20 protein-coding genes are annotated in these 18402 nt (G+C 76.4%); 3 read left to right on the top strand and 17 right to left on the bottom strand.

Annotated elements, in window-relative coordinates; all coding sequences use genetic code 11:
* The 13 genes from lgt to HLV61_RS08845 all read right to left on the bottom strand — a co-directional run bounded on the left by lgt (position 1) and on the right by HLV61_RS08845 (position 13747).
* On the bottom strand, positions 1-963 hold the full coding sequence (gene lgt, locus HLV61_RS08905) for a prolipoprotein diacylglyceryl transferase (RefSeq protein WP_369254423.1): 963 nt from the start codon (positions 961-963) through the stop codon (positions 1-3).
* Entirely contained in the window at positions 960-1757 is a 798-nt protein-coding gene (trpA, locus tag HLV61_RS08900; RefSeq protein WP_369254420.1) for a tryptophan synthase subunit alpha, read from the bottom strand. Before trpA ends, lgt begins: the two co-directional genes overlap by 4 nt.
* Positions 1754-3103: a tryptophan synthase subunit beta gene (gene trpB, locus HLV61_RS08895; protein WP_369254418.1), complete on the bottom strand. Its 1350-nt coding sequence runs from the start codon at positions 3101-3103 to the stop codon at positions 1754-1756. The genes trpA and trpB overlap by 4 nt, the downstream gene beginning before the upstream one ends.
* A 43-nt stretch (positions 3104-3146) precedes the next feature.
* Positions 3147-3956: an indole-3-glycerol phosphate synthase TrpC gene (gene trpC, locus HLV61_RS08890; protein WP_369254416.1), complete on the bottom strand. Its 810-nt coding sequence runs from the start codon at positions 3954-3956 to the stop codon at positions 3147-3149.
* 54 nt (positions 3957-4010) lie between these two features.
* Positions 4011-4679 carry a Trp biosynthesis-associated membrane protein gene (locus HLV61_RS08885; RefSeq protein ID WP_369254414.1) on the bottom strand — a complete coding sequence of 223 codons (669 nt, stop codon included), beginning with the start codon at positions 4677-4679 and terminating at the stop codon, positions 4011-4013.
* Between the two features lie 70 nt (positions 4680-4749).
* Positions 4750-6273 (bottom strand): anthranilate synthase component I, encoded by a 1524-nt coding sequence (locus HLV61_RS08880; protein WP_369254412.1) that lies wholly within the window; start codon positions 6271-6273, stop codon positions 4750-4752.
* Complete coding sequence (gene hisI, locus HLV61_RS08875) at positions 6260-6649, bottom strand: phosphoribosyl-AMP cyclohydrolase (RefSeq protein ID WP_369254410.1); 390 nt, start codon at positions 6647-6649, stop codon at positions 6260-6262. The genes HLV61_RS08880 and hisI overlap by 14 nt, the downstream gene beginning before the upstream one ends.
* A 68-nt stretch (positions 6650-6717) precedes the next feature.
* Positions 6718-7410 carry a hypothetical protein gene (locus tag HLV61_RS08870; RefSeq protein WP_369254408.1) on the bottom strand — a complete coding sequence of 231 codons (693 nt, stop codon included), beginning with the start codon at positions 7408-7410 and terminating at the stop codon, positions 6718-6720.
* Positions 7407-9059, bottom strand: coding sequence for an FAD-binding dehydrogenase (locus HLV61_RS08865; protein ID WP_369254406.1), 1653 nt, complete (start codon positions 9057-9059; stop codon positions 7407-7409). Before HLV61_RS08865 ends, HLV61_RS08870 begins: the two co-directional genes overlap by 4 nt.
* A 10-nt stretch (positions 9060-9069) precedes the next feature.
* Positions 9070-9603, bottom strand: coding sequence for a hypothetical protein (locus HLV61_RS08860; protein ID WP_369254404.1), 534 nt, complete (start codon positions 9601-9603; stop codon positions 9070-9072).
* 88 nt (positions 9604-9691) lie between these two features.
* The gene (locus tag HLV61_RS08855; RefSeq protein ID WP_369254402.1) at positions 9692-10111 is read right to left on the bottom strand and encodes a hypothetical protein; all 420 of its coding nucleotides are present in this window, start codon (positions 10109-10111) and stop codon (positions 9692-9694) included.
* A gap of 52 nt (positions 10112-10163) precedes the next feature.
* Entirely contained in the window at positions 10164-11975 is a 1812-nt protein-coding gene (locus HLV61_RS08850; protein ID WP_369254400.1) for an ABC transporter ATP-binding protein, read from the bottom strand.
* Positions 11972-13747: an ABC transporter ATP-binding protein gene (locus HLV61_RS08845; protein WP_369254398.1), complete on the bottom strand. Its 1776-nt coding sequence runs from the start codon at positions 13745-13747 to the stop codon at positions 11972-11974. The genes HLV61_RS08850 and HLV61_RS08845 overlap by 4 nt, the downstream gene beginning before the upstream one ends.
* Before the next feature lie 73 nt (positions 13748-13820).
* On the opposite strand from HLV61_RS08845, the gene HLV61_RS08840 reads away from it, so the two are divergent.
* Entirely contained in the window at positions 13821-14456 is a 636-nt protein-coding gene (locus HLV61_RS08840; protein WP_369254396.1) for a TIGR03085 family metal-binding protein, read from the top strand.
* Positions 14457-14567: 111 nt separating this feature from the next.
* Here HLV61_RS08840 and hisF read toward each other — a convergent pair whose 3' ends face one another.
* The 3 genes from hisF to priA are packed head-to-tail and all read right to left on the bottom strand — an operon-like array spanning position 14568 to position 16476.
* Complete coding sequence (hisF, locus tag HLV61_RS08835; RefSeq protein WP_369254394.1) at positions 14568-15362, bottom strand: imidazole glycerol phosphate synthase subunit HisF; 795 nt, start codon at positions 15360-15362, stop codon at positions 14568-14570.
* Positions 15359-15745 (bottom strand): RidA family protein, encoded by a 387-nt coding sequence (locus HLV61_RS08830; RefSeq protein WP_369254392.1) that lies wholly within the window; start codon positions 15743-15745, stop codon positions 15359-15361. Before HLV61_RS08830 ends, hisF begins: the two co-directional genes overlap by 4 nt.
* A complete protein-coding gene (priA, locus tag HLV61_RS08825) occupies positions 15742-16476 on the bottom strand; it encodes a bifunctional 1-(5-phosphoribosyl)-5-((5-phosphoribosylamino)methylideneamino)imidazole-4-carboxamide isomerase/phosphoribosylanthranilate isomerase PriA (protein WP_369254390.1) in 735 nt (244 codons plus the stop codon). The genes HLV61_RS08830 and priA overlap by 4 nt, the downstream gene beginning before the upstream one ends.
* A 59-nt stretch (positions 16477-16535) precedes the next feature.
* Between priA and HLV61_RS08820 the strand changes: the two genes are divergently transcribed.
* Both HLV61_RS08820 and HLV61_RS08815 read left to right on the top strand, forming a co-directional pair.
* A complete protein-coding gene (locus HLV61_RS08820) occupies positions 16536-17150 on the top strand; it encodes a nitroreductase family protein (RefSeq protein ID WP_369254388.1) in 615 nt (204 codons plus the stop codon).
* 23 nt (positions 17151-17173) lie between these two features.
* The gene (locus HLV61_RS08815; RefSeq protein WP_369254386.1) at positions 17174-17932 is read left to right on the top strand and encodes an SDR family NAD(P)-dependent oxidoreductase; all 759 of its coding nucleotides are present in this window, start codon (positions 17174-17176) and stop codon (positions 17930-17932) included.
* A 10-nt stretch (positions 17933-17942) separates the two neighbouring features.
* Here the strand turns inward: HLV61_RS08815 and HLV61_RS08810 are convergent, their stop codons facing one another.
* Positions 17943-18344: a VOC family protein gene (locus tag HLV61_RS08810; RefSeq protein WP_369254384.1), complete on the bottom strand. Its 402-nt coding sequence runs from the start codon at positions 18342-18344 to the stop codon at positions 17943-17945.
* Between the last annotated feature and the right edge of the window lie 58 nt (positions 18345-18402).

The raw sequence follows: 18402 nt of genomic DNA, 5'->3' as shown, positions 1-18402 counted from the left end.
TCAGGGCGTTCCCGGCGCGTCGTGAGACCGGTCACTCCGCCGCCCCGGGGTGTGCACGTCGGTGCTGGTCGGCGCCTCGTCGGCGGTCGCCGGGACGTCGTCGGCGGTGTCGTCGTCGTCACGCCGGCCGTCGTCGCCGGTGCTGCCGGTGCGGTCGATGACCTCGCGCGGGCGGCCCCGCTGCCACACCAGGTAGGCCACCGCGAGCAGGCCCACGACGATGCAGGTGAACACGTTGAGCCGGATGCCGGAGAAGCGGTTGGCGTCGTCGATGCGCAGCACCTCGATCCACAGCCGGCCGGCGCAGTAGAGGGCGACGTAGAGGGCGAAGACGCGGCCGTGCGACAGCCGGAAGCGGCGGTCGGCCCACACCACGATGGCGGCCGCGGCCAGGTTCCACAGCAGCTCGTAGAGGAACGTGGGGTGGAAGGTGGCGAAGGCCTCGTAGCCGTCGGGCCGGAAGCGCGGGTCGATCTCCAGGCCCCACGGCAGCGTCGTCGGGCTGCCGAAGAGCTCCTGGTTGAACCAGTTGCCCAGCCGGCCGATGGCCTGGGCCACCAGGAGGCCCGGGGCGATGGCGTCGCCGAACGCGGGCAGCGGGATCCCCCGGCGCCGGCAGGCGATCCAGGCGCCGACCCCGCCCAGGGCGATCGCGCCCCAGATGCCCAGGCCGCCCTCCCAGATGGCGAGGGCCCGCAGCGGGTCACCACCCTCCCCGAAGTAGGGCTGGGGCGTGGTGATCACGTGGTAGACCCGGCCGCCGACGATCCCGAACGGCACGGCCCACAGGGCGATGTCGAGGACCTCGCCGGGCCGCCCGCCGCGGGCCACCCAGCGCTTCTCGGTGATCCAGGCGGCCGCGACGATGCCGGCGATGATGCACAGCGCGTAGGCGCGCAGCGGGAAGGGCCCGAGGTGCCACACGCCCTGGGCCGGGCTCGGGATCGCGGCGAGGACGCTCACGGCACGGCCACCCGGCGGCGCACGCCCGCGGCGAGCTCCTCCGACAGCGCCCGGACGCCGTCGGGTCCGGTGCCGTCGAGCACGCGGCGCACGTAGGCCGTCCCGACGATGACGCCGTCGGCGAAGGCGGCCACCTCGGCGGCCTGGTCGCCGTTCGAGACGCCGAGGCCCACGCAGACCGGCTTGCCGGTGACCGCGCGGGTGCGGACGACGAGGCGCTCGGCGGCGTCGCCGACGGTGGCGCGGGTGCCGGTGACGCCCATGGTGGAGGCGGCGTAGACGAAGCCGCGGCACGCCTCGGTGGTGGAGGCCAGCCGCACGTCGGTGGACGACGGCGCGACGAGGAAGACGCGGTCGAGGTCGGCGGCCTCGGCGGCGGCCAGCCACGCGCCGGCCTCGTCGGGGATGAGGTCGGGGGTGATGGCCCCCGCTCCTCCGGCGGCGGCCAGGTCGGCGGCGAACCGCTCGACGCCGTAGCGCTCGATCGGGTTCCAGTAGCTCATGACCGCCGGCACCGCACCGGCCGCGGCCACCGCCTCGACCGCGCGCAGCACGTCGCGCATGCCGACGCCGGCGCGGACGGCCGGCTCCACCGCCTGCTGGATGACCGGGCCGTCCATGCCCGGGTCGGAGTACGGGACGCCGATCTCGACGACGTCGGCGCCGCCCTCGACCATCGCGGTCATCGCGGCGATCGAGCCGTCGACGTCGGGGTAGCCGACCGGCAGGTAGCCGACCAGGGCGGCGCGGCCCTCGGCGCGGGCGGCGCCGATGCGGTCCTCGAGCAGGCTCATGCCCGGCTCCCCGCGTCCTGGCCGGGCACCGCGTCGCCGTTGGTGACGGCGCCCTCGGTCGGGTGCTGGTCGGTGTCCATGCCGGCGCCGGGCTCGACGCTCCCCCGGTCGCCGAGGCCGAACCAGCGCGACGCCGTCTCGACGTCCTTGTCGCCGCGGCCGGAGAGGTTGACCAGCAGCAGCGCGTCCGGGCCCACGTCGCGGCCGAGCTTCATCGCGCCGGCCAGGGCGTGCGCGGACTCGATCGCCGGGATGATCCCCTCGGTCCGGCACAGCAGCGCGAAGGCCTCCATGGCCTCGGCGTCGGTGACCGGGGAGTACTCGGCGCGGCCGATGTCGTGCAGGTACGAGTGCTCGGGGCCGACGCCCGGGTAGTCGAGGCCCGCGCTGATCGAGTGCGACTCGATCGTCTGGCCGTTGTCGTCCTGCAGCAGGTAGGAGCGGGCGCCGTGCAGCACGCCGGGGGCGCCCCCGGTGATCGTCGCGGCGTGCCGGCCGGTGCCGACGCCGTCGCCGCCGGCCTCCAGGCCCACCAGGCGCACGCCCTCGTCGGGGACGAAGGCGGTGAAGATGCCGATCGCGTTGGAGCCGCCGCCGACGCAGGCGAGCACGGCGTCGGGCAGCCGGCCCTCCCGCTCCAGCACCTGGCCGCGGGCCTCGTCGCCGATGACCCGCTGGAAGTCGCGGACCATCGCCGGGAAGGGGTGCGGGCCGGCGACGGTGCCGAAGACGTAGTTCGTCGTCTCGACGTTGGTCACCCAGTCGCGGAATGCCTCGTTGATGGCGTCCTTGAGGGTGCGCGAGCCGGTGGTCACCGGGATGACCTCGGCGCCGAGCAGCCGCATGCGGGCGACGTTGAGCGCCTGCCGGCGGGTGTCCTCCTCGCCCATGTAGACCGTGCAGGACAGGCCCATGAGCGCCGCCGCGGTGGCCGTCGCGACGCCGTGCTGGCCGGCCCCGGTCTCGGCGATGACGCGCTGCTTGCCGATCCGCTTGGTGAGCAGTGCCTGGCCCAGCACGTTGTTGATCTTGTGCGAGCCGGTGTGGTTGAGGTCCTCGCGCTTGAGCAGCACGCGGGCGCCGCCGCAGTGCTCGGCGAAGCGCGGCACCTCGGTGACCGGGCTGGGGCGGCCGGTGTAGTCGCGCTGCAGCGCGGCGAACTCGGCGAGGAACGCGGGGTCGACCCGCATGGCCTCGTAGGCCTCGGTCAACTCGTCCAGCGCGGCGATCAGCGCCTCGGGGACGAAGCGGCCACCGAAGACGCCGAAGTGGCCGGTGGCATCGGGCCAGGTCGGGCGGGCCGGCTCGAGTCGATCCTCGGGCGGGTGCACGGCACTGGTCGTCATGCGCCCAGTGTCGCGCGCCTCCGCCTCCTGGTGGTGGAGGGGGTCAGCGCGTGGTGCGGGGCACGGCGGGGTGCGACCCGGCGGTGACCAGGTCGGCGACCGCCTGGCGCGGGTCGCCGGCGGTGACCAGGCCCTCGCCGACCAGGACGGCGTCGGCGCCGGCGGCGGCGTAGGCGATGAGCTCGCGCGGGCCGCGGACGCCGGACTCGGCGATCTTGACGATGCCCGACGGCAGCCCGGGGGCGATCCGCTCGAACGTGCCGAGGTCGACGTCGAGGGTGGTGAGGTCGCGGGCGTTGACGCCGATCACCGACGCGCCGGCCGACAGCGCCCGGTCGGCCTCGGCCTCGGTGTGCACCTCGACCAGGGCGGTCATGCCGAGCGACTCGACCCGCTCGAGCAGGCCGGTCAGGGCGTTCTGCTCGAGCGCGGCGACGATGAGCAGGACGACGTCGGCACCGTGGGCGCGCGCCTCGTGCACCTGGTAGCTGCTGACCACGAAGTCCTTGCACAGCACCGGCACGCCGACGGCGGCACGGACGGCGGCGAGGTCGGCGTGCGAGCCGCCGAAGCGGCGCCGCTCGGTGAGCACGCTGATCACGCGCGCGCCGCCCGCGGCGTACTGCGCGGCGAGGACGGCGGGGTCGGGGATGTCGGCGAGCGCGCCCTTGCTCGGGCTGCGACGCTTGACCTCCGCGATGACCCCGACGCCGGGCTCGCGCAGGGCGGCGAGCGCGTCGAGGGCGGGACGGGCGTCGCGGGCGGCGGCCTTCACCTCGGCGAGCGGGGTGGCCGCCTCGCGCGCCGCGACGTCCTCACGGACGCCGGCGACGATGTCGTCGAGGACGGTCACTCCGCCTCCTCGCTGCTGGGGGTCGGCCGTGCCCGGCCGGACGGTGCGTCCACCCTAGCCACGGCGGCTCCCGCGGTCGGTCGCCGGGTCGGGGGCCTCCCCCGGCGTCCCGTCGCCGGGGTCGTCGGTCGGGTCGTCGGTGGGGTCGTCGGTGGGGTCGTCGCCGCGGTCGAGGGCGCGCCAGGCGTCGAGCGCGCGGTCCTCGTCGGTGCGGGTCCGCGCCGGGGCCGGGGCGGCGCCGGCTGCCCGTTCGTAGCGGCGCCCCATGGCCGGCCAGCGGCGGCCGCGGACGGCGACCAGGAGCCCGGTCGCTCCCGCGAGGACCGCGGCGACCACGACCAGCACCGGCCAGGCCGCGGCGAGGTCGGCCGCGCGCTGCTCCCCCGGCCCGGCGGCCGCGGTGTCCGCCCCGCCGACGAGGACGCGCAGGGCCGACCACGCCAGCGCGGCCCCGGCGAGGGTGACCAGCACCCCGACCGCGATCCGCCCCGCGCCGCGCACCGCGAGGACGGCGACCGCGGCGGCCAGCAGCAGCAGCCCGGCAGCGGTGACCATCGGTGCGACCGCCGACCCGGTCAGCGTCTCGGTGACCGGCGGCAGCGGCGGCGTGCGGGTCACCGTGACCGTCGCCCAGGTCTGCCCGCCGGCCGACAGGGCCAGGCCGCCGGCGACCGCACACCCGGCGACCGCGGCGCCCACCTCGCGCCGGGACGCGTTCTGCATCAGGCTCCGCTCCCGCGGTGCGCTCCGCTCCCCGCTCGTCCCTCGCTGCGGTGCTCACGCCCCTGTCCGCTCACCGGACCTCCCGCATGCCCTCCGCCGTCGCGATGGCCGACAGCACCGCCCGCGCCTTGTGCCGGGTCTCGGCCTCCTCGGTGGCGGGGTCGCTGTCGGCGACGACGCCGGCGCCGGCCTGCACGTAGGCCCGGCCCCGGTGCAGGACGGCGGTGCGGATGGCGATGGCCATGTCCATGTCGCCGCTCGCGTCGAGGTAGCCGACGGTCCCGGCGTAGAGGGCCCGCCGGGTCGGCTCGAGGGACTCGATGATCTCCATCGCCCGCGGCTTCGGGGCGCCGGAGACGGTGCCGGCCGGGAACGTCGCGTCGAAGACGTCGAGCGCGTCGCGGCCGGGCGCCACCTCGCCGGCGACGGTGGACACCAGGTGCATGACGTGGCTGTAGAGCTCGACCCGCATGAAGTCGGGGACCTCGACGGTGCCCGGCACGCACACCCGGCCCAGGTCGTTGCGGGCCAGGTCGACGAGCATGACGTGCTCGGCGCGCTCCTTGGGGTCGGCGAGCAGGCCCTCGGCCAGCCGCAGGTCCTCCTCCTCGGTGGCCCCGCGCGGGCGGGTGCCGGCCGGCGGGTGCACCACCGCGCCGGTCCCGGTGACGGTCACCAGCGCCTCCGGCGAGGAGCCGACGACGTCGAAGGGCGTCTCCCGCCCGGCGAAGCGCAGCAGGTACATGTACGGCGAGGGGTTGGTGGCCCGCAGCACCCGGTAGAGGTCGAGTGCGTCGACGTCGGTGTCGGTCTCGAACCGCTGGGCGAGCACGACCTGGAAGGCGTCGCCGGCGCGGATGTGCTCGCGCACCGTCTCCACCCCGGCCTCGTAGACGCCCGGCGCCATCGTGCTGCGCACCGGCGGCGGCTCGGCGGGGGTGAACACGGCCACCCCCGGCGGGACCGCCTTGGTCAGGTCGGCAACCATGGCGTCGAGGCGGGCGACGGCGTCGTCCCAGGCGGCGCCCGGGTCGCCCGCGCCCGTCAGGGCGTTGGCGATGAGCAGCACCGTGCCGTCGGTGTGGTCGAGCACGGCGAGGTCGGTGACCAGCATCAGCGACAGCTCGGGCATGCCGAGGTCGTCGGTGGCGGTGTTCGGCAGCCGCTCCAGCCGCCGGACGACGTCGTAGCCGAGGTAGCCGACCAGGCCACCGGTCAGCCGCGGCAGGTCGGCCCGGCGCGGCGAGCGCAGCCGGCGGGCCAGCGTGCGGACGGCGGCCAGCGGGTCGGCGGGCAGGTCGCCGGTCAGCCCGGGCAGGTCCTCGCCCAGCCACAGGGTGCGGCCCTCGCGCTCGCTCAGGACCCCGGCGCTGCGCACGCCCACGAAGCTGTAGCGCGACCAGCGCTTGCCCTGCTCGGCGGACTCGAGCAGCACGGTGCCGGGCCGGTTGCCGGCCAGCTTGCGGTAGATGCCGACCGCGGTCTCGCCGTCGGCCAGCAGCCGCCGGGTGACCGGCACCATCGCCCCGCTCCGCCCGGCCCGGCCGAGGGCGGCGAACTCCTCCCGGGACGGGCCGGTCTCAGCGAGTCGCACGGGGGACCTCCGTGTCACGGGAGGGGAGGTCGCGGGAGAAGCAGGAGCGGGTGCCGGTGTGGCAGGCCGGGCCCTCCTGGTCGACGAGCACCAGCAGGGCGTCGCCGTCACAGTCCAGGCGCACGTCGCGGACCCACTGCCGGTGACCGGAGGTCTCCCCCTTGACCCAGTACTCGCCCCGGCTGCGCGACCAGTAGGTGGCCCGGCCGGTGGTGAGGGTGCGGTGCAGCGCCTCGTCGTCCATCCAGGCGACCATGAGCACCTCACCGGTGTCGTGCTGTTGGACGACGGCGGCGACCAGCCCGGCGGCGTCGCGGCGCAGCAGTGCCGCGACGGCGGGGTCGAGGGTGGAGTCGACGGCGGGCACGGCGGACATGCCGGCGATTCTCCCCCGCCGCCGGGGTGGACCGGGTCAGCGGCCCCGCACGGCCCTCCGGACGGCGCTCAGCGCGCGGGTGCGGCGTCGGTGCCGTCGGCCCAGCGGCGGACTCCCCCGACGAGCAGCAGGCCGAGGGCGACGGCCGGCGCCGCCACGTAGAACAGCACCGCGGCCACGAGCAGGCCGGCGGAGCCGACGACGTCCTCGGTCAGGGCGTCGAGCGTGGACAGCCGCACCAGCCAGTAGAGGGCGATGACCAGCTGGACGGCCAGCGCGACGACCAGCGTCAGCCAGGACGAGCGGCTGCGCCGGTTGAGCACCAGGATGCCGCCGACCACCAGCGCCACCACCGACAGCACCTGCACGACGGTGACGACGACGCCCTCGGTGACCAGGGCGTCGGCCTCGGCGTCGCCGCCGAACCCGGTGGAGACGACGCCCAGGGTGCTGGCCAGCAGCAGCACGTAGGCCGACGTCAGGGCGACCAGGGCGGCCTGGACGAAGGCCAGCACCGCGGACGCGACGACCTGCCCGGGACGGCGCGGGCGGGCCGGCACCGGCGGGCCGTAGGCCGGCCAGTACGGCGCCGGCACGGGCCACCCCTGGGACGCGGTGGCCGGGTACGCGGCGCCCGGGTACGCGGCGCCCGGGTACGCCGCCGGCGGCGGGGCGTAGGGGATCGTGGGCGGCGGCCCCCCGTAGGCGACCGGCTCGGTCGTGGTGGCCGGGTCGGCCCACGGACTGCCGGGCGCGGTCACAGCGCCGCCGCCAGCGCCCGGCCGGCGACCCGCCCGGAGAACAGGCAGCCGCCGAGGAAGGTGCCCTCGAGCGACCGGTAGCCGTGCATGCCGCCCCCGCCGAAGCCGGACGCCTCGCCGGCGGCGTACAGGCCGGGGAACGGGTCGCCGCCGGCGCGCAGCACCCGGCCGGACAGGTCGGTCTCCAGGCCGCCGAGGGTCTTGCGGGTGAGCAGGTTGAGCCGCACGGCGATGAGCGGGCCGGCCTCCGGGTCGAGCAGCCGGTGCGGCGGGGCCACCCGGATGAGCTTGTCGCCGAGGTAGCTGCGGGCACCGCGGATCGCGGTCAGCTGCAGGTCCTTGGTGAAGGGGTGCGCCACCTCGCGGTCGCGGGCGACCACCTCGCGCTCCACCGCCTCGAGCGCGATCTCCGGGGTGCCGCCGGTGACCCGGTTCATCCCGGCGACGAGCTCGGGCAGCGTCGTCGCCGTCACGAAGTCCTCGCCCCGGTCGAGGAAGGCCTGGACGGGCGCGGAGACGCCGGACCTCACCCGGTTGAGCAGGAGCCTGACGTCCTTGCCGGTGAGGTCGGGGTTCTGCTCGGAGCCCGAGAGCGCGAACTCCTTCTCGACGATCTTCTCCGTCGAGACGAACCAGGTGTGCTCGTACCCGGTCTGCCCGATGTGGGCGAGCGTGCCGAGGGTGTCGAAGCCGGGGAACAGCGGGACCGGCAGCCGCTGCCCGGTGGCGTCGAGCCACAGCGAGGAGGGGCCGGGGAGGATCCGGATGCCGTGCCGCGCCCACACCGGGGAGTGGTGGGTGATGCCCTCGGTGTAGTGCCACATGCGGTCGCGGTTGATGAGGTGCGCGCCGGCGTCCTCGGTCGCCTGCAGCATCAGCCCGTCGACGTGCGCCGGCACGCCGGAGAGCAGCCGCTGCGGCGCGGGGCCCAGCCGGGCCGGCCAGTTCCGCCGGACGAGGTCGTGGTTGCCGCCGATGCCGCCGGAGGTGACGACGACGGCCTGCGCGGCGAGCTCGAAGTCGCCGGCGGCGGTGCGCGAGCTGGCCTCGCCGCGGGCGGCGTCGCTGGGCTCGAGCACCTCGCCGCGCACGCCGGTCACCGTTCCGCCGGTGACGACGAGCGAGGTCACCCGGTGCCGGAAGCGCAGCTCCACCAGCCCGCGGTCCACGGCGGCGCGCACGCGGCGGGCGAAGGGCTCGACGATGCCGGGCCCGGTGCCCCAGACGACGTGGAAGCGCGGCACCGAGTTGCCGTGGCCGTTGGCCGTGTAGCCGCCCCGCTCGGCCCAGCCGACGACCGGGAAGAAGCCGATGCCCTGCTCGCGCAGCCAGGCCCGCTTCTCCCCCGCCGCGAACTGCAGGTAGGCCTCGGCCCACTGCCGCGGCCAGTGGTCCTCGGGGCGGTCGAAGGCGGCGGTGCCGAACCAGTCCTGCCGGGCCAGCTCGAGGGAGTCGTGCACCCGCAGCCGGCGCTGCTCGGGCGAGTCGACGAGGAACAGGCCGCCGAAGGACCACCACGCCTGCCCGCCGAAGGACGCCTCCGGCTCCTGCTCCAGCAGCACCACCCGCTTGCCGGCGTCGGCCAGTTCTGCGGTCGCCACCAGGCCGGCCAGGCCGGACCCCACGACGACGACGTCTGTGTCGCTCACGGCGGGCACGCTAGCGGGCGCGGCCGTTCCCACGGTCACGCGCGGCCGACGGGGGCGGCGGTGTCGCCCGGCCGGGGCGGGTCCACTCCCGGATCGGGCGGCGCACTGCCAGCGCGAGGCACCCGACCGGGCCGACGAGCAGCAGCAGCGCCCAGCCGACCGAGGAGTCGTCGCCGAGCGCGCCGAAGAGCGCGGCCACGCCGAGCAGCAGGAGCAGCGGGAGCGCCGCGGCGACGGCGAGGACCAGCCAGCCGCGGCCCCGGCCCCGCCAGACCAGCACCGCGCCCGTCACCGCGAGCAGCGCGCCCGCCGCCGACACGGCCAGGTACCGGCCCCAGCCCTCGGGGAGGCCCGCCCACAGCAGCCAGCCGAGGTAGAGGTCCTCGGCGGCGACCAGCAGGCCGAAGACGGCGGCGAACGGCGCGGTGAGCGGGCGGCCCGGCGGAGGCGGGAGCGGGGCGGTCCGCCGGACCGCCGACGACGTCGCGGCCGCCGCCCGGGGCGAGCGGCGGGTGGTCGTCCGGCGGGGTGGGGACGACGGCATGCCGCGCAGCGTAGAGAGAGGACCTCCCTGCCCTCCCGCCACGCGCACGCTCGCGGCGGGACCCTGCGGGGAGGCCACCTGTGGTGGCTCAGGCCGCGCGGCCGCGTCGCTGCGCCCGGGCCTCGGCCAGCCAGCGGCCGACCGCCGGGGTCATCGCCAGCACCGCCGCCAGCACCGGGCAGATCGCCAGGACGAACGGGCCCAGGCCCACCGACGAGCCCACCGACGCGGCCGTGGTGAGCACCAGCACGCCGACGGCGATCGCGGCGAGCGCGGCGAGCACCAGCGGCACCCGGCCGCGCCGGAACAGGAACCAGCCGAGGGCGAACAGCTGCAGCAGGGGCGGGAGGACCAGCAGGACCACGCTGACCCAGTCCCGCCCGGCGTCGGCCTCCAGCCCGCCCAGCGCGACCACCAGGAAGGCGACCACCACCAGCGGCAGCACGCCCAGTGCCGCGAGGACGGCGGCGGCGAGGGCCGGCCCGGGGATCGACGAGGGCGCGCTCATGCGGCGCAGCCTAGGACGGCGGAGCCCGTCCCGACCCCGCCGCTCCCGCGCGTCAGCCGACGCGCTGGGGGACGCCGGCCGAGGAGCGGCGCCAGGAGGTGTGCAGGCGCGCGTAGGGGCCGACGGCGTCGACGAGGTCGGCGTGCGTCCCGCGCTGCACGACCCGGCCCTCGTCGACGACGAGGACCTCGTCGGCCCGCTCGGCGGTGGACAGCCGGTGGGCGATGGTCAGCGTGGTGCGCCCCTCGGTGAGCCGGTCCAGCGCCAGGGTCAGCCGCCGCTCGGTGGCCGGGTCGACGGCGCTGGTGGCCTCGTCGAGCACCAGCAGGTCGGGCGCGGCCACGTGCGCGCGGGCGATCGCGACCAGCTGCCGCTCCCCCGCCGACAGCGAGTCCCCGCGCTGGCCGACCGCCGTGGCGACGCCGTCGGGCAGGCCGGCCAGCCAGTCCCCGAGGCCCAGCTCGTGCAGGGCCGCGGTCACCTGGGCGTCGGTGAGCCCGGGGCGGCCGTAGCGGACGTTGTCGGCGACGGTCGCGTCGAACAGGAAGCCGTCCTGCGGCACCATGCCCACCCGCCGCCGCAGCGAGGAGAACGCCACCTCGGGCAGCGGCACCCAGCCGGACTCCGCCGACCCGAGCAGCACCCGCCCCCCGGTGGGGTCCATCAGCCGGGTGACCAGCTTGGCGAACGTCGTCTTGCCCGAGCCGGTCTCCCCCACGACGGCGTAGCGGCGCTGCGGCGCCAGCGTCAGGTCGACGTCGTCGAGGGCCGGCCGCGCGCCCGGCGCGTAGCGGAAGGTGACGTGCTCGAGGCGGACGCCGAGCGGCCCCGCGGGCAGCTCGAGCGCGGAGCCGGTGGCGGCGGGGTCGCGGACGTCGGGCTCGGTGTCGAGGACGTCGAGCACGCGGCGGAACCCGGCGATGGCGTTCTGGCCCTCGTTGAGCACCTCGCTGGCGGTCTGCACCGGCGCGACGAACAGCGTGACGAGGAAGAGGAAGGCCACCAGCGTGCCGGCGGTGACCTGCCCGGCGAGCCCCAGCCAGACGCCGACCACCACGACGGCGGCGTTGGCGACCGCGGCCACGAACTCGCCGCTGACGAACACCGCGGCAGTGACCTTCTGCGCGTCGACCTGGGCGCGGTAGTGCCGGCCGATGGCGGCGTCCAGACGGGCCGCCGTCCGCTCGCGGATGCCGTAGGCGCGCACCGTCGGGGCGCCGACGACGGACTCCGAGACCGCGGCCAGGACGTCGCCGACCCGCTCGCGGACCACGCCGTAGGCGAGGGCCAGCCGCTTGGCGAACCAGCGGACGGCGATCGCCAGCGGGATGAAGCAGACGAGCACCAGCAGGGTCAGCTGCCAGGAGTAGACCGCCATGACGACGGTGGCCACGACCAGCTGGCCGAGGCTGACCACGCCGAGGACGCCGCCCCACTGCATGAAGGTCGACAGCTGGTCGACGTCGCTGGTGACGCGGGAGACCAGCGAGCCGCGGCGCTCGCCCTGCTGGTGCAGGACCGACAGGTCGTGCACGTGCCGGAACGCCCGGGCGCGCAGCCCGGCCAGTGCGGTCTCGGTGGTGCGGAACAGGCGGACGTTCATCCGGTAGACCGCGACGCCGGTCAGGAGGACGACGACCGCGCAGACGAGCACCAGCGTGCGGACCAGGCCGAGGTCGGGGCCGCCGGGGGCGAGCAGGCCGCGGTCGATGACCTGCTGGACGGCGATCGGCACGACCACCCGCCCGGCGGTGGCGACCAGCGCCAGGGCGAACGTGGCCGGCAGCCCGCGGCGGAACTCCGGCATGGTGCGCAGCCCGCGGCGCAGCGTCGCGAGCGCGCCCTCCCGCTGCTCCCGGCTCACGCCGCCACCTCCGCCTGCGAGTACGCGCGGACCAGCGCGGCGTAGCCGGGCACGGTGGCCAGAAGCTCGTCGTGGGTGCCGCGGGCGGTGACCCGGCCGTTCTCCAGCCAGACCACCTCGTCGGCCAGGGCGATGGTGGCCTGCCGGTAGGCGACGACGACCACGGTCGAGGGCCGGTCGGCCGAGCGCAGCGCGTCGAGGATGCGCGCCTCGACGGAGGGGTCGACGGCGCTGGTGGCGTCGTCGAGGACCAGCAGCCGGGGACGGCGGATCACGGCGCGGGCCAGTGCCAGCCGCTGCCGCTGGCCGCCCGACAGCGTGGCGCCGCGCTCGCCGACGCGGGTGTCGAGGCCCTCGGGCAGCCGGTCGACGAAGTCGTCGGCGGCAGCCACCCGCAGTGCCGCGCGGACCTCCTCGTCGCCGTACTCACCGCCCAGGGTGACGTTGCCGCGCACGGTGTCGTCGAAGAGGAAGGTGCCCTGCGGGACGAACGCGACCTGGCCGCTGACCTCGCCCTCGCGCAGCCGGCGCACGTCGACGCCGTCGAGCAGGACCTCACCGGCGGCGGGGTCGACCAGCCGTACGAGCAGCCCGGCCAGCGTCGACTTGCCCGAACCGGTCGGCCCGACGACGGCGACCGTGCTGCCGGCCACGACGTCGAAGGTGACCCCGGACAGCACCGGCTGCGAGGCGCCGTCGAAGACGTGGTCGACCGCGCGCAGGCCGAGCCGGGCGCCGCCGGTGCCGCCGGCCGCGGTCTCCGGACCGTGCGGGGTCTCGCCGGTGGCGTCGAGGACGGGCGTGACCCGGTCGAAGCCGGCCAGGGCCCGCGGGAGGTCGGCGAGCACCCAGCCGATGGCGCGGATGGGCAGCGCGAGCAGGGTGAAGAGGTAGGCGATGCTGACCAGGTCGCCGGCGTCGGTGTCCCCGGAGGCGACCCGGCCGGCCCCGATGAGCAGCACGGCGAGCGTCCCGAGGTTGGGCAGCGCCTCCATGAGCGGGTCGAACAGCCCGCGCACCCGGCCGACGGCGACCAGCCCGTCGCGCAGCTCCTGCGCGCGCTCGGTGAACCGGGCGCTCTCCACGTCCTCGCGGCCGAGGGTCTTGACCACCAGGCCCGCGTCGAAGCTCTCGTGGGCGATCTCGCTGACCTCCGCGCGCAGCTGCTGGGCGCGCTGCATGCGCGGGCTCATCACCTGCGAGTAGACGGCGTTGACGACGAAGACCAGCGGGAAGACGACGAGGCCGACCAGCGCGACCACCGGGTCGGTGAGGACCAGCGCGACGGCGGTGATGGCGATCATCACGAGCGTCCCGCAGGCGAAGGGCAGCGGCGAGACGAAGTACCAGGCGGCCTCGACGTCGGAGTTGGCGTTGGACAGCAGCTGCCCGGTCGGGTGGCGCTGGTGCCAGGCCAGGGGCAGCCGGAGGTACTGCCCGGTCACCCGGCGGCGGTAGTCGGCCTGCAGCCGGTAGGCCATGACCCCGGCGAACAGCCGGCGGCCGAGGATGCCGACGATCTTCAGCAGCGCGACGCCCAGGAGCACCGCGACGGTGAGGGCCAGCGCGCCGCCGGTCGTGTCGCCCTCGGCGAAGGCCGGGAGGATGACCCGGTCGGTGATGCCGCCGATCACGAAGGCCGAGAGCACGGTCATGGCGGCGTAGAGGCTGCTGGCGAGCACCGCGAGGGTGAACATGCCCGGCTGCTCGCGGATGGACAGCAGGACGTGGCGCAGGCCCCGCCGGACGACGGCGTCTCGGGCGCGGGGCACGGGTCTCCTCGGGGACGGGACGGCGGCCGGGCCCGGGGGTTTCCGGGCACGGCCCTGTCGGTAACCCGCCGCGGTGACCGATGCTTCCCGCCCGCTCGCCGCCCGCGAGCGCGCGGCCCTCGCGGACCTGCTCGACGACCTCGGACCGGACGCGCCGACGTGCTGCGAGGGGTGGACGACGGCGCACCTGGCGGCCCACCTGGTGACCCGCGACCGCCGGCCCGACGCGATGCCCGGCTACGCGCTGGAGCGCACGCCGCTCGGTGCGCGGCTGCACGCGTACTCGGACCGGGTCGAGGACCGGCTGCGGACGTCGACGCCGTACCCGGAGCTGGTGTCCCGCGTCCGGAAGGGCCCACCGGGGTGGCTGCCGGGCGGGTGGCCGGTGGCGCAGCTGGTCGACGGCCCCGAGTTCGCCATCCACCACGAGGACGTGCGGCGCGCCCGGCCGGGCTGGGAGCCGCGCCCCCTCCCCCTGCCCGACGCCGACCGGCTGTGGAGCGCGGCGCAGCTGTTCGCCCGCATGGCGGCGTCGCGGTACCCCGGCGGCCTGGTGCTGCAGCGCAGGGACGTCCCGGGGCCGGGGAAGCGGATCCGCGCGGGCTCGGACGTCACGACCGTCGAGGGCGAGCCGCTGGAGGTCCTGCTGTGGGCGACCGGCCGCGACGTCGCCCGGGTGGCCGTGCGGGGCGGCGCGCCGGCCGACTGAACGGTGTTGCGCCGAGTGGGCCCCCGGAGGGCTCCGCGCAGGCGGAACGGACACGCTCCGCTCAGCGGGGGGACGGCACCTGGCCGCGGTGCGATCCGGAGGACCGCGGTGTCATCGCCGGGGGGTGTCGCGCTCGGCCCGCACCGGGGCGCCGGCCTGCGCGAGGGCTGCCTTGACCTCGCCGATCCGCAGCGTGCCGAAGTGGAAGACGCTGGCGGCGAGCACCGCGTCGGCGCCCGCCTCGACCGCGGGCGGGAAGTGCTCGACCGCGCCGGCGCCGCCGCTGGCGATGACCGGCACGCTCACCTCCCGGCGCACCGCACGGATGAGCTCGGTGTCGAAACCGGCGCGGGTGCCGTCGGCGTCCATGGAGTTGAGCAGCACCTCCCCGACCCCGAGTTCAGCTGCCTGCACCACCCACTCGACGGCGTCCCGGCCGGTGCCGCGGCGTCCGCCGTGGGTGGTGATCTCGAAGCCGGAGTCGGTGACCGCGCCGTCGCGCACGCGGCGGGCGTCGAGGGAGAGCACGAGCACCTGGTTGCCGAAGCGGTCGGCGATCTCGCTGATCAGCTCGGGCCGGGCGACGGCGGCGGTGTTGACCGCGACCTTGTCCGCGCCCGCCCGGAGCAGCCGGTCGACGTCGTCGGGGCTGCGCACGCCGCCGCCGACGGTGAGCGGGATGAACACGCTCTCGGCGGTGCGCCGGACGACGTCGTAGGTGGTCTCGCGGTCGCCGGAGCTGGCGGTGATGTCGAGGAAGGTCAGCTCGTCGGCGCCCTCGGCGTCGTAGACGCGGGCCATCTCGACCGGGTCGCCGGCGTCGCGCAGGTCGACGAAGTTGACGCCCTTGACCACCCGGCCGGCGTCGACGTCCAGGCACGGGATCACGCGGACGGCGAGGCTCACGGCGCCCTCACCGCGTCGGCCTCGACCTCGACGAGCATGTCGGGGTGCAGCAGCGAGGCCACACCGATCATGGCGGTGGCCGGACGGACGGCGCCGAAGACCTCGCCGTGCACGCGTCCCACCTCCTCCCAGCGGGAGGTGTCGGTGACGTACATGCGGGTGCGGACGACGTCGGCCGGGGTGAACCCGGCGGCGGCGAGCGCGTCGACCAGCACACCGAACGCCACGCGCGCCTGGGCGGCCGCGTCGCCGGGGTGCACGACGGCGCCGTCGACGGTGGCGGTGCAACCGCTCACCCACGCCGAGTCGCCGACCGCGACGACCCGGCTGTAGCCGACGACGTCCTCCCACGGCCCGCCGGAGCCGATCCGCCGCACGGTCACGACGACGCCCCGCGGGTCACCTGCAGGGCCTCGGGCAGCGTGAAGGCGCCGGCGTAGAGGGCCTTGCCGACGATGGCGCCCTCGACGCCGACGGCGGTCAGCCCGGCCAGCGCGCGGATGTCGTCGAGGGAGCTCACGCCGCCGGAGGCGACGACCGGCTTCGGCGTCGCGGCGCAGACCTCGCGCAGCAGGTCGAGGTTGGGGCCGCGCAGCGTGCCGTCCTTGGTGATGTCGGTGACCACGTAGCGGGCGCAGCCCTCGGCGTCGAGGCGGGCGAGGGTCTCGTAGAGCTCCCCGCCCTCGCGGGTCCAGCCGCGGGCGGCCAGCCGGGTGCCGCGCACGTCGAGGCCGACGGCGATGCGGTCGCCGTGCTCGGCGATGGCGCGGGCGCACCACTCGGGCGACTCCAGCGCGGCGGTGCCGAGGTTGACCCGGCGGCAGCCGGTGGCCAGCGCGGCGGCCAGCGACTCGTCGTCGCGGATGCCGCCGGAGAGCTCCACGTCGGCGTCGAGCTCGCCGACGACGCGGGCCAGCAGCTCGCGGTTGCTGCCGCGGCCGAAGGCCGCGTCGAGGTCGACCAGGTGCACCCACTCGGCGCCGTCGCGCTGCCACTGCATCGCGGCGTCGAGCGGGTCGCCGTAGGAGGTCTCGCTCCCGGCCTCCCCCTGCACGAGACGGACGGCCTGGCCGTCGGCGACGTCGACGGCGGGGAGCAGCTGCAGGGTCGGCACGCCGTCAAGCCTAGGGACCGGCCCGCTGTGACCCGGGGCACCCGGGGCAGGCTGCAGCCGTGGAGTTCGCCGACGTCGTCCGCAGGCGCCGCATGGTGCGCGACTACGACCCCGACCGGCCGGTGCCCCCGGAGGTGCGCGAGCGGCTGCTCGCGCACGCGATCCGGGCGCCGTCGGCCGGGTTCACCCAGGGCTGGGCGTTCCTCGTCCTGGAGTGGGCCGCCGACCGCGAGCTGTTCTGGTCGGTGACCGCCTCCGATGCTCTCCCCCACCCACCCGGCCGCGACGCGTGGCTGACCCGGATGCGCCGGGCACCGCTGCTGGTGGTCCCGCTGTCGTCGAAGGACGCCTACCTCGACCGCTACGCCGAGCCGGACAAGGGCTGGACCGACCGCGACGAGGCCCGCTGGCCGGTGCCCTACTGGGACGTCGACGCCGGGATGGCCGCGCTGATGGTGCTGCTGACCGCCGTCGACGAGGGGCTGGGCGCCTGCCTCTTCGGCATCCCGGCCGAGCGGGTGGACGCCTTCCGGGGCGCGTTCGGCATCCCCACGACCCACCGGCCGGTCGGGGTGGTCTCCGTCGGCTACCCGGGCGACGGCGACCGGCGCTCGCCGTCGCTGCGGCGCGGGCGGCGGGGCGTGGACGAGGTCGTGCACCGCGGGCGCTGGTGAGCCGGCTGGTTGACTCCCGGGCCGTGACCGACTCCTCCCGCGCCGTCCTCGTCACCGGTGGGTCCCGCGGCATCGGCCGGGCCATCGCCCGCGCCTTCGCCGAGCGGGGCGACCGGGTGGCCGTCCACTGGGGCACGTCCCGGGAGCGGGCCGAGGCCGTCCTCGGGGAGCTGCCCGGGTCCGGCCACGTGCTGGTGCAGGCCGACATGGCCGACGCCGCGTCCGTGGGCGCGATGGTCGACTCCGCCGCCGCCGCCCTCGGCGGGCTCGACGTGCTGGTCAACAACGCCGGCGTCTTCGTGGCCTCCCCGCCGCTGACGTCGTCGTTCGAGCACTGGCAGCAGGTGTGGGAGCAGACGCTCGCGGTCAACCTGCTCGGCGCCGCGCACGCGACCTTCCGCGCCGTGCCGCACCTGCGGGCCGCCGGCGGTGGCGCGGTGGTCAACGTGTCGAGCCGCGGGGCGTTCCGCGGGGAGCCGGACAACCCGGCCTACGGCGCGTCGAAGGCCGGGATGAACGCGTTCGCGCAGTCGATGGCGCTCGCGCTGGCGCCGCTGGGCATCTCGGTGACCTGCGTGGCGCCGGGCTTCGTGCAGACCGAGATGGCGCGCGAGGTGCTCGACGGCCCGGGCGGGGACGCCGTCCGCGCCCAGTCGCCGTTCGGCCGGGTGGCGCGGCCGGAGGAGGTGGCCTCGGCGGTGCTGTGGCTGGCCTCGCCGGAGGCCCGGTTCAGCACCGGGACGATCGTCGACGTGAACGGGGCGTCCCACCTCCGCAGCTGAGCACCCGGGGTCAGCCGCCGTGGGCCGACGCCCAGTGCGGGTTGGTCATGACGCCGAGCAGGTTGCCGAACGGGTCGGCGACCACGGCGGTGACCCAGCCCTCGCCCCGCACGGTGGGCGGCTGGACGACGGTGGCGCCGGCGGTCCCGAGCCGCTGCACCGCGGCGGGCAGGTCGTCGACGTGCCAGTGGACGACGACGCCGGCCGGCTGCCCGGCGGCCCAGGTCGCGTAGCGGGCGTCCATGATGCCGAGCTCGTCCTCGTCGTCGCCGACGCGGAACTCGACGTAGGCGGGCGGCCCCTCGACGGGGCGGGTGAAGTAGGGCTCGGCGTCGAGCACGCCGGCGTACCAGCGGGCGGCCGCGGGGACGTCGTCGGCGAGCAGGGTCACGGTGGCCAGGCCTCGGAGCACGGGAGGGTCCCTCCGTCGGGCGGTCCGCCCGCTGCGGTCCGCTCGAGGTCCACCCTGC

Source organism: Geodermatophilus amargosae (assembly GCF_041028265.1).
Lineage (GTDB): Bacteria > Actinomycetota > Actinomycetes > Mycobacteriales > Geodermatophilaceae > Geodermatophilus > Geodermatophilus amargosae_A.
The sequence above is the reverse complement of the archived record's forward strand: the minus strand, read 5'-3'. Positions and strand labels throughout refer to the sequence as shown.

Excerpts from the sequence above, each read along its gene's own strand:
- trpA (WP_369254420.1), bottom strand. The coding sequence starts at position 1,757 with ATGAGCCTGCTCGAGGACCGCATCGGCGCCGCCCGCGCCGAGGGCCGC.
- trpB (WP_369254418.1), bottom strand. The coding sequence starts at position 3,103 with ATGACGACCAGTGCCGTGCACCCGCCCGAGGATCGACTCGAGCCGGCC.
- HLV61_RS08885 (WP_369254414.1), bottom strand. The coding sequence starts at position 4,679 with ATGCAGAACGCGTCCCGGCGCGAGGTGGGCGCCGCGGTCGCCGGGTGT.
- hisI (WP_369254410.1), bottom strand. The coding sequence starts at position 6,649 with ATGTCCGCCGTGCCCGCCGTCGACTCCACCCTCGACCCCGCCGTCGCG.
- HLV61_RS08860 (WP_369254404.1), bottom strand. The coding sequence starts at position 9,603 with ATGCCGTCGTCCCCACCCCGCCGGACGACCACCCGCCGCTCGCCCCGG.
- HLV61_RS08855 (WP_369254402.1), bottom strand. The coding sequence starts at position 10,111 with ATGAGCGCGCCCTCGTCGATCCCCGGGCCGGCCCTCGCCGCCGCCGTC.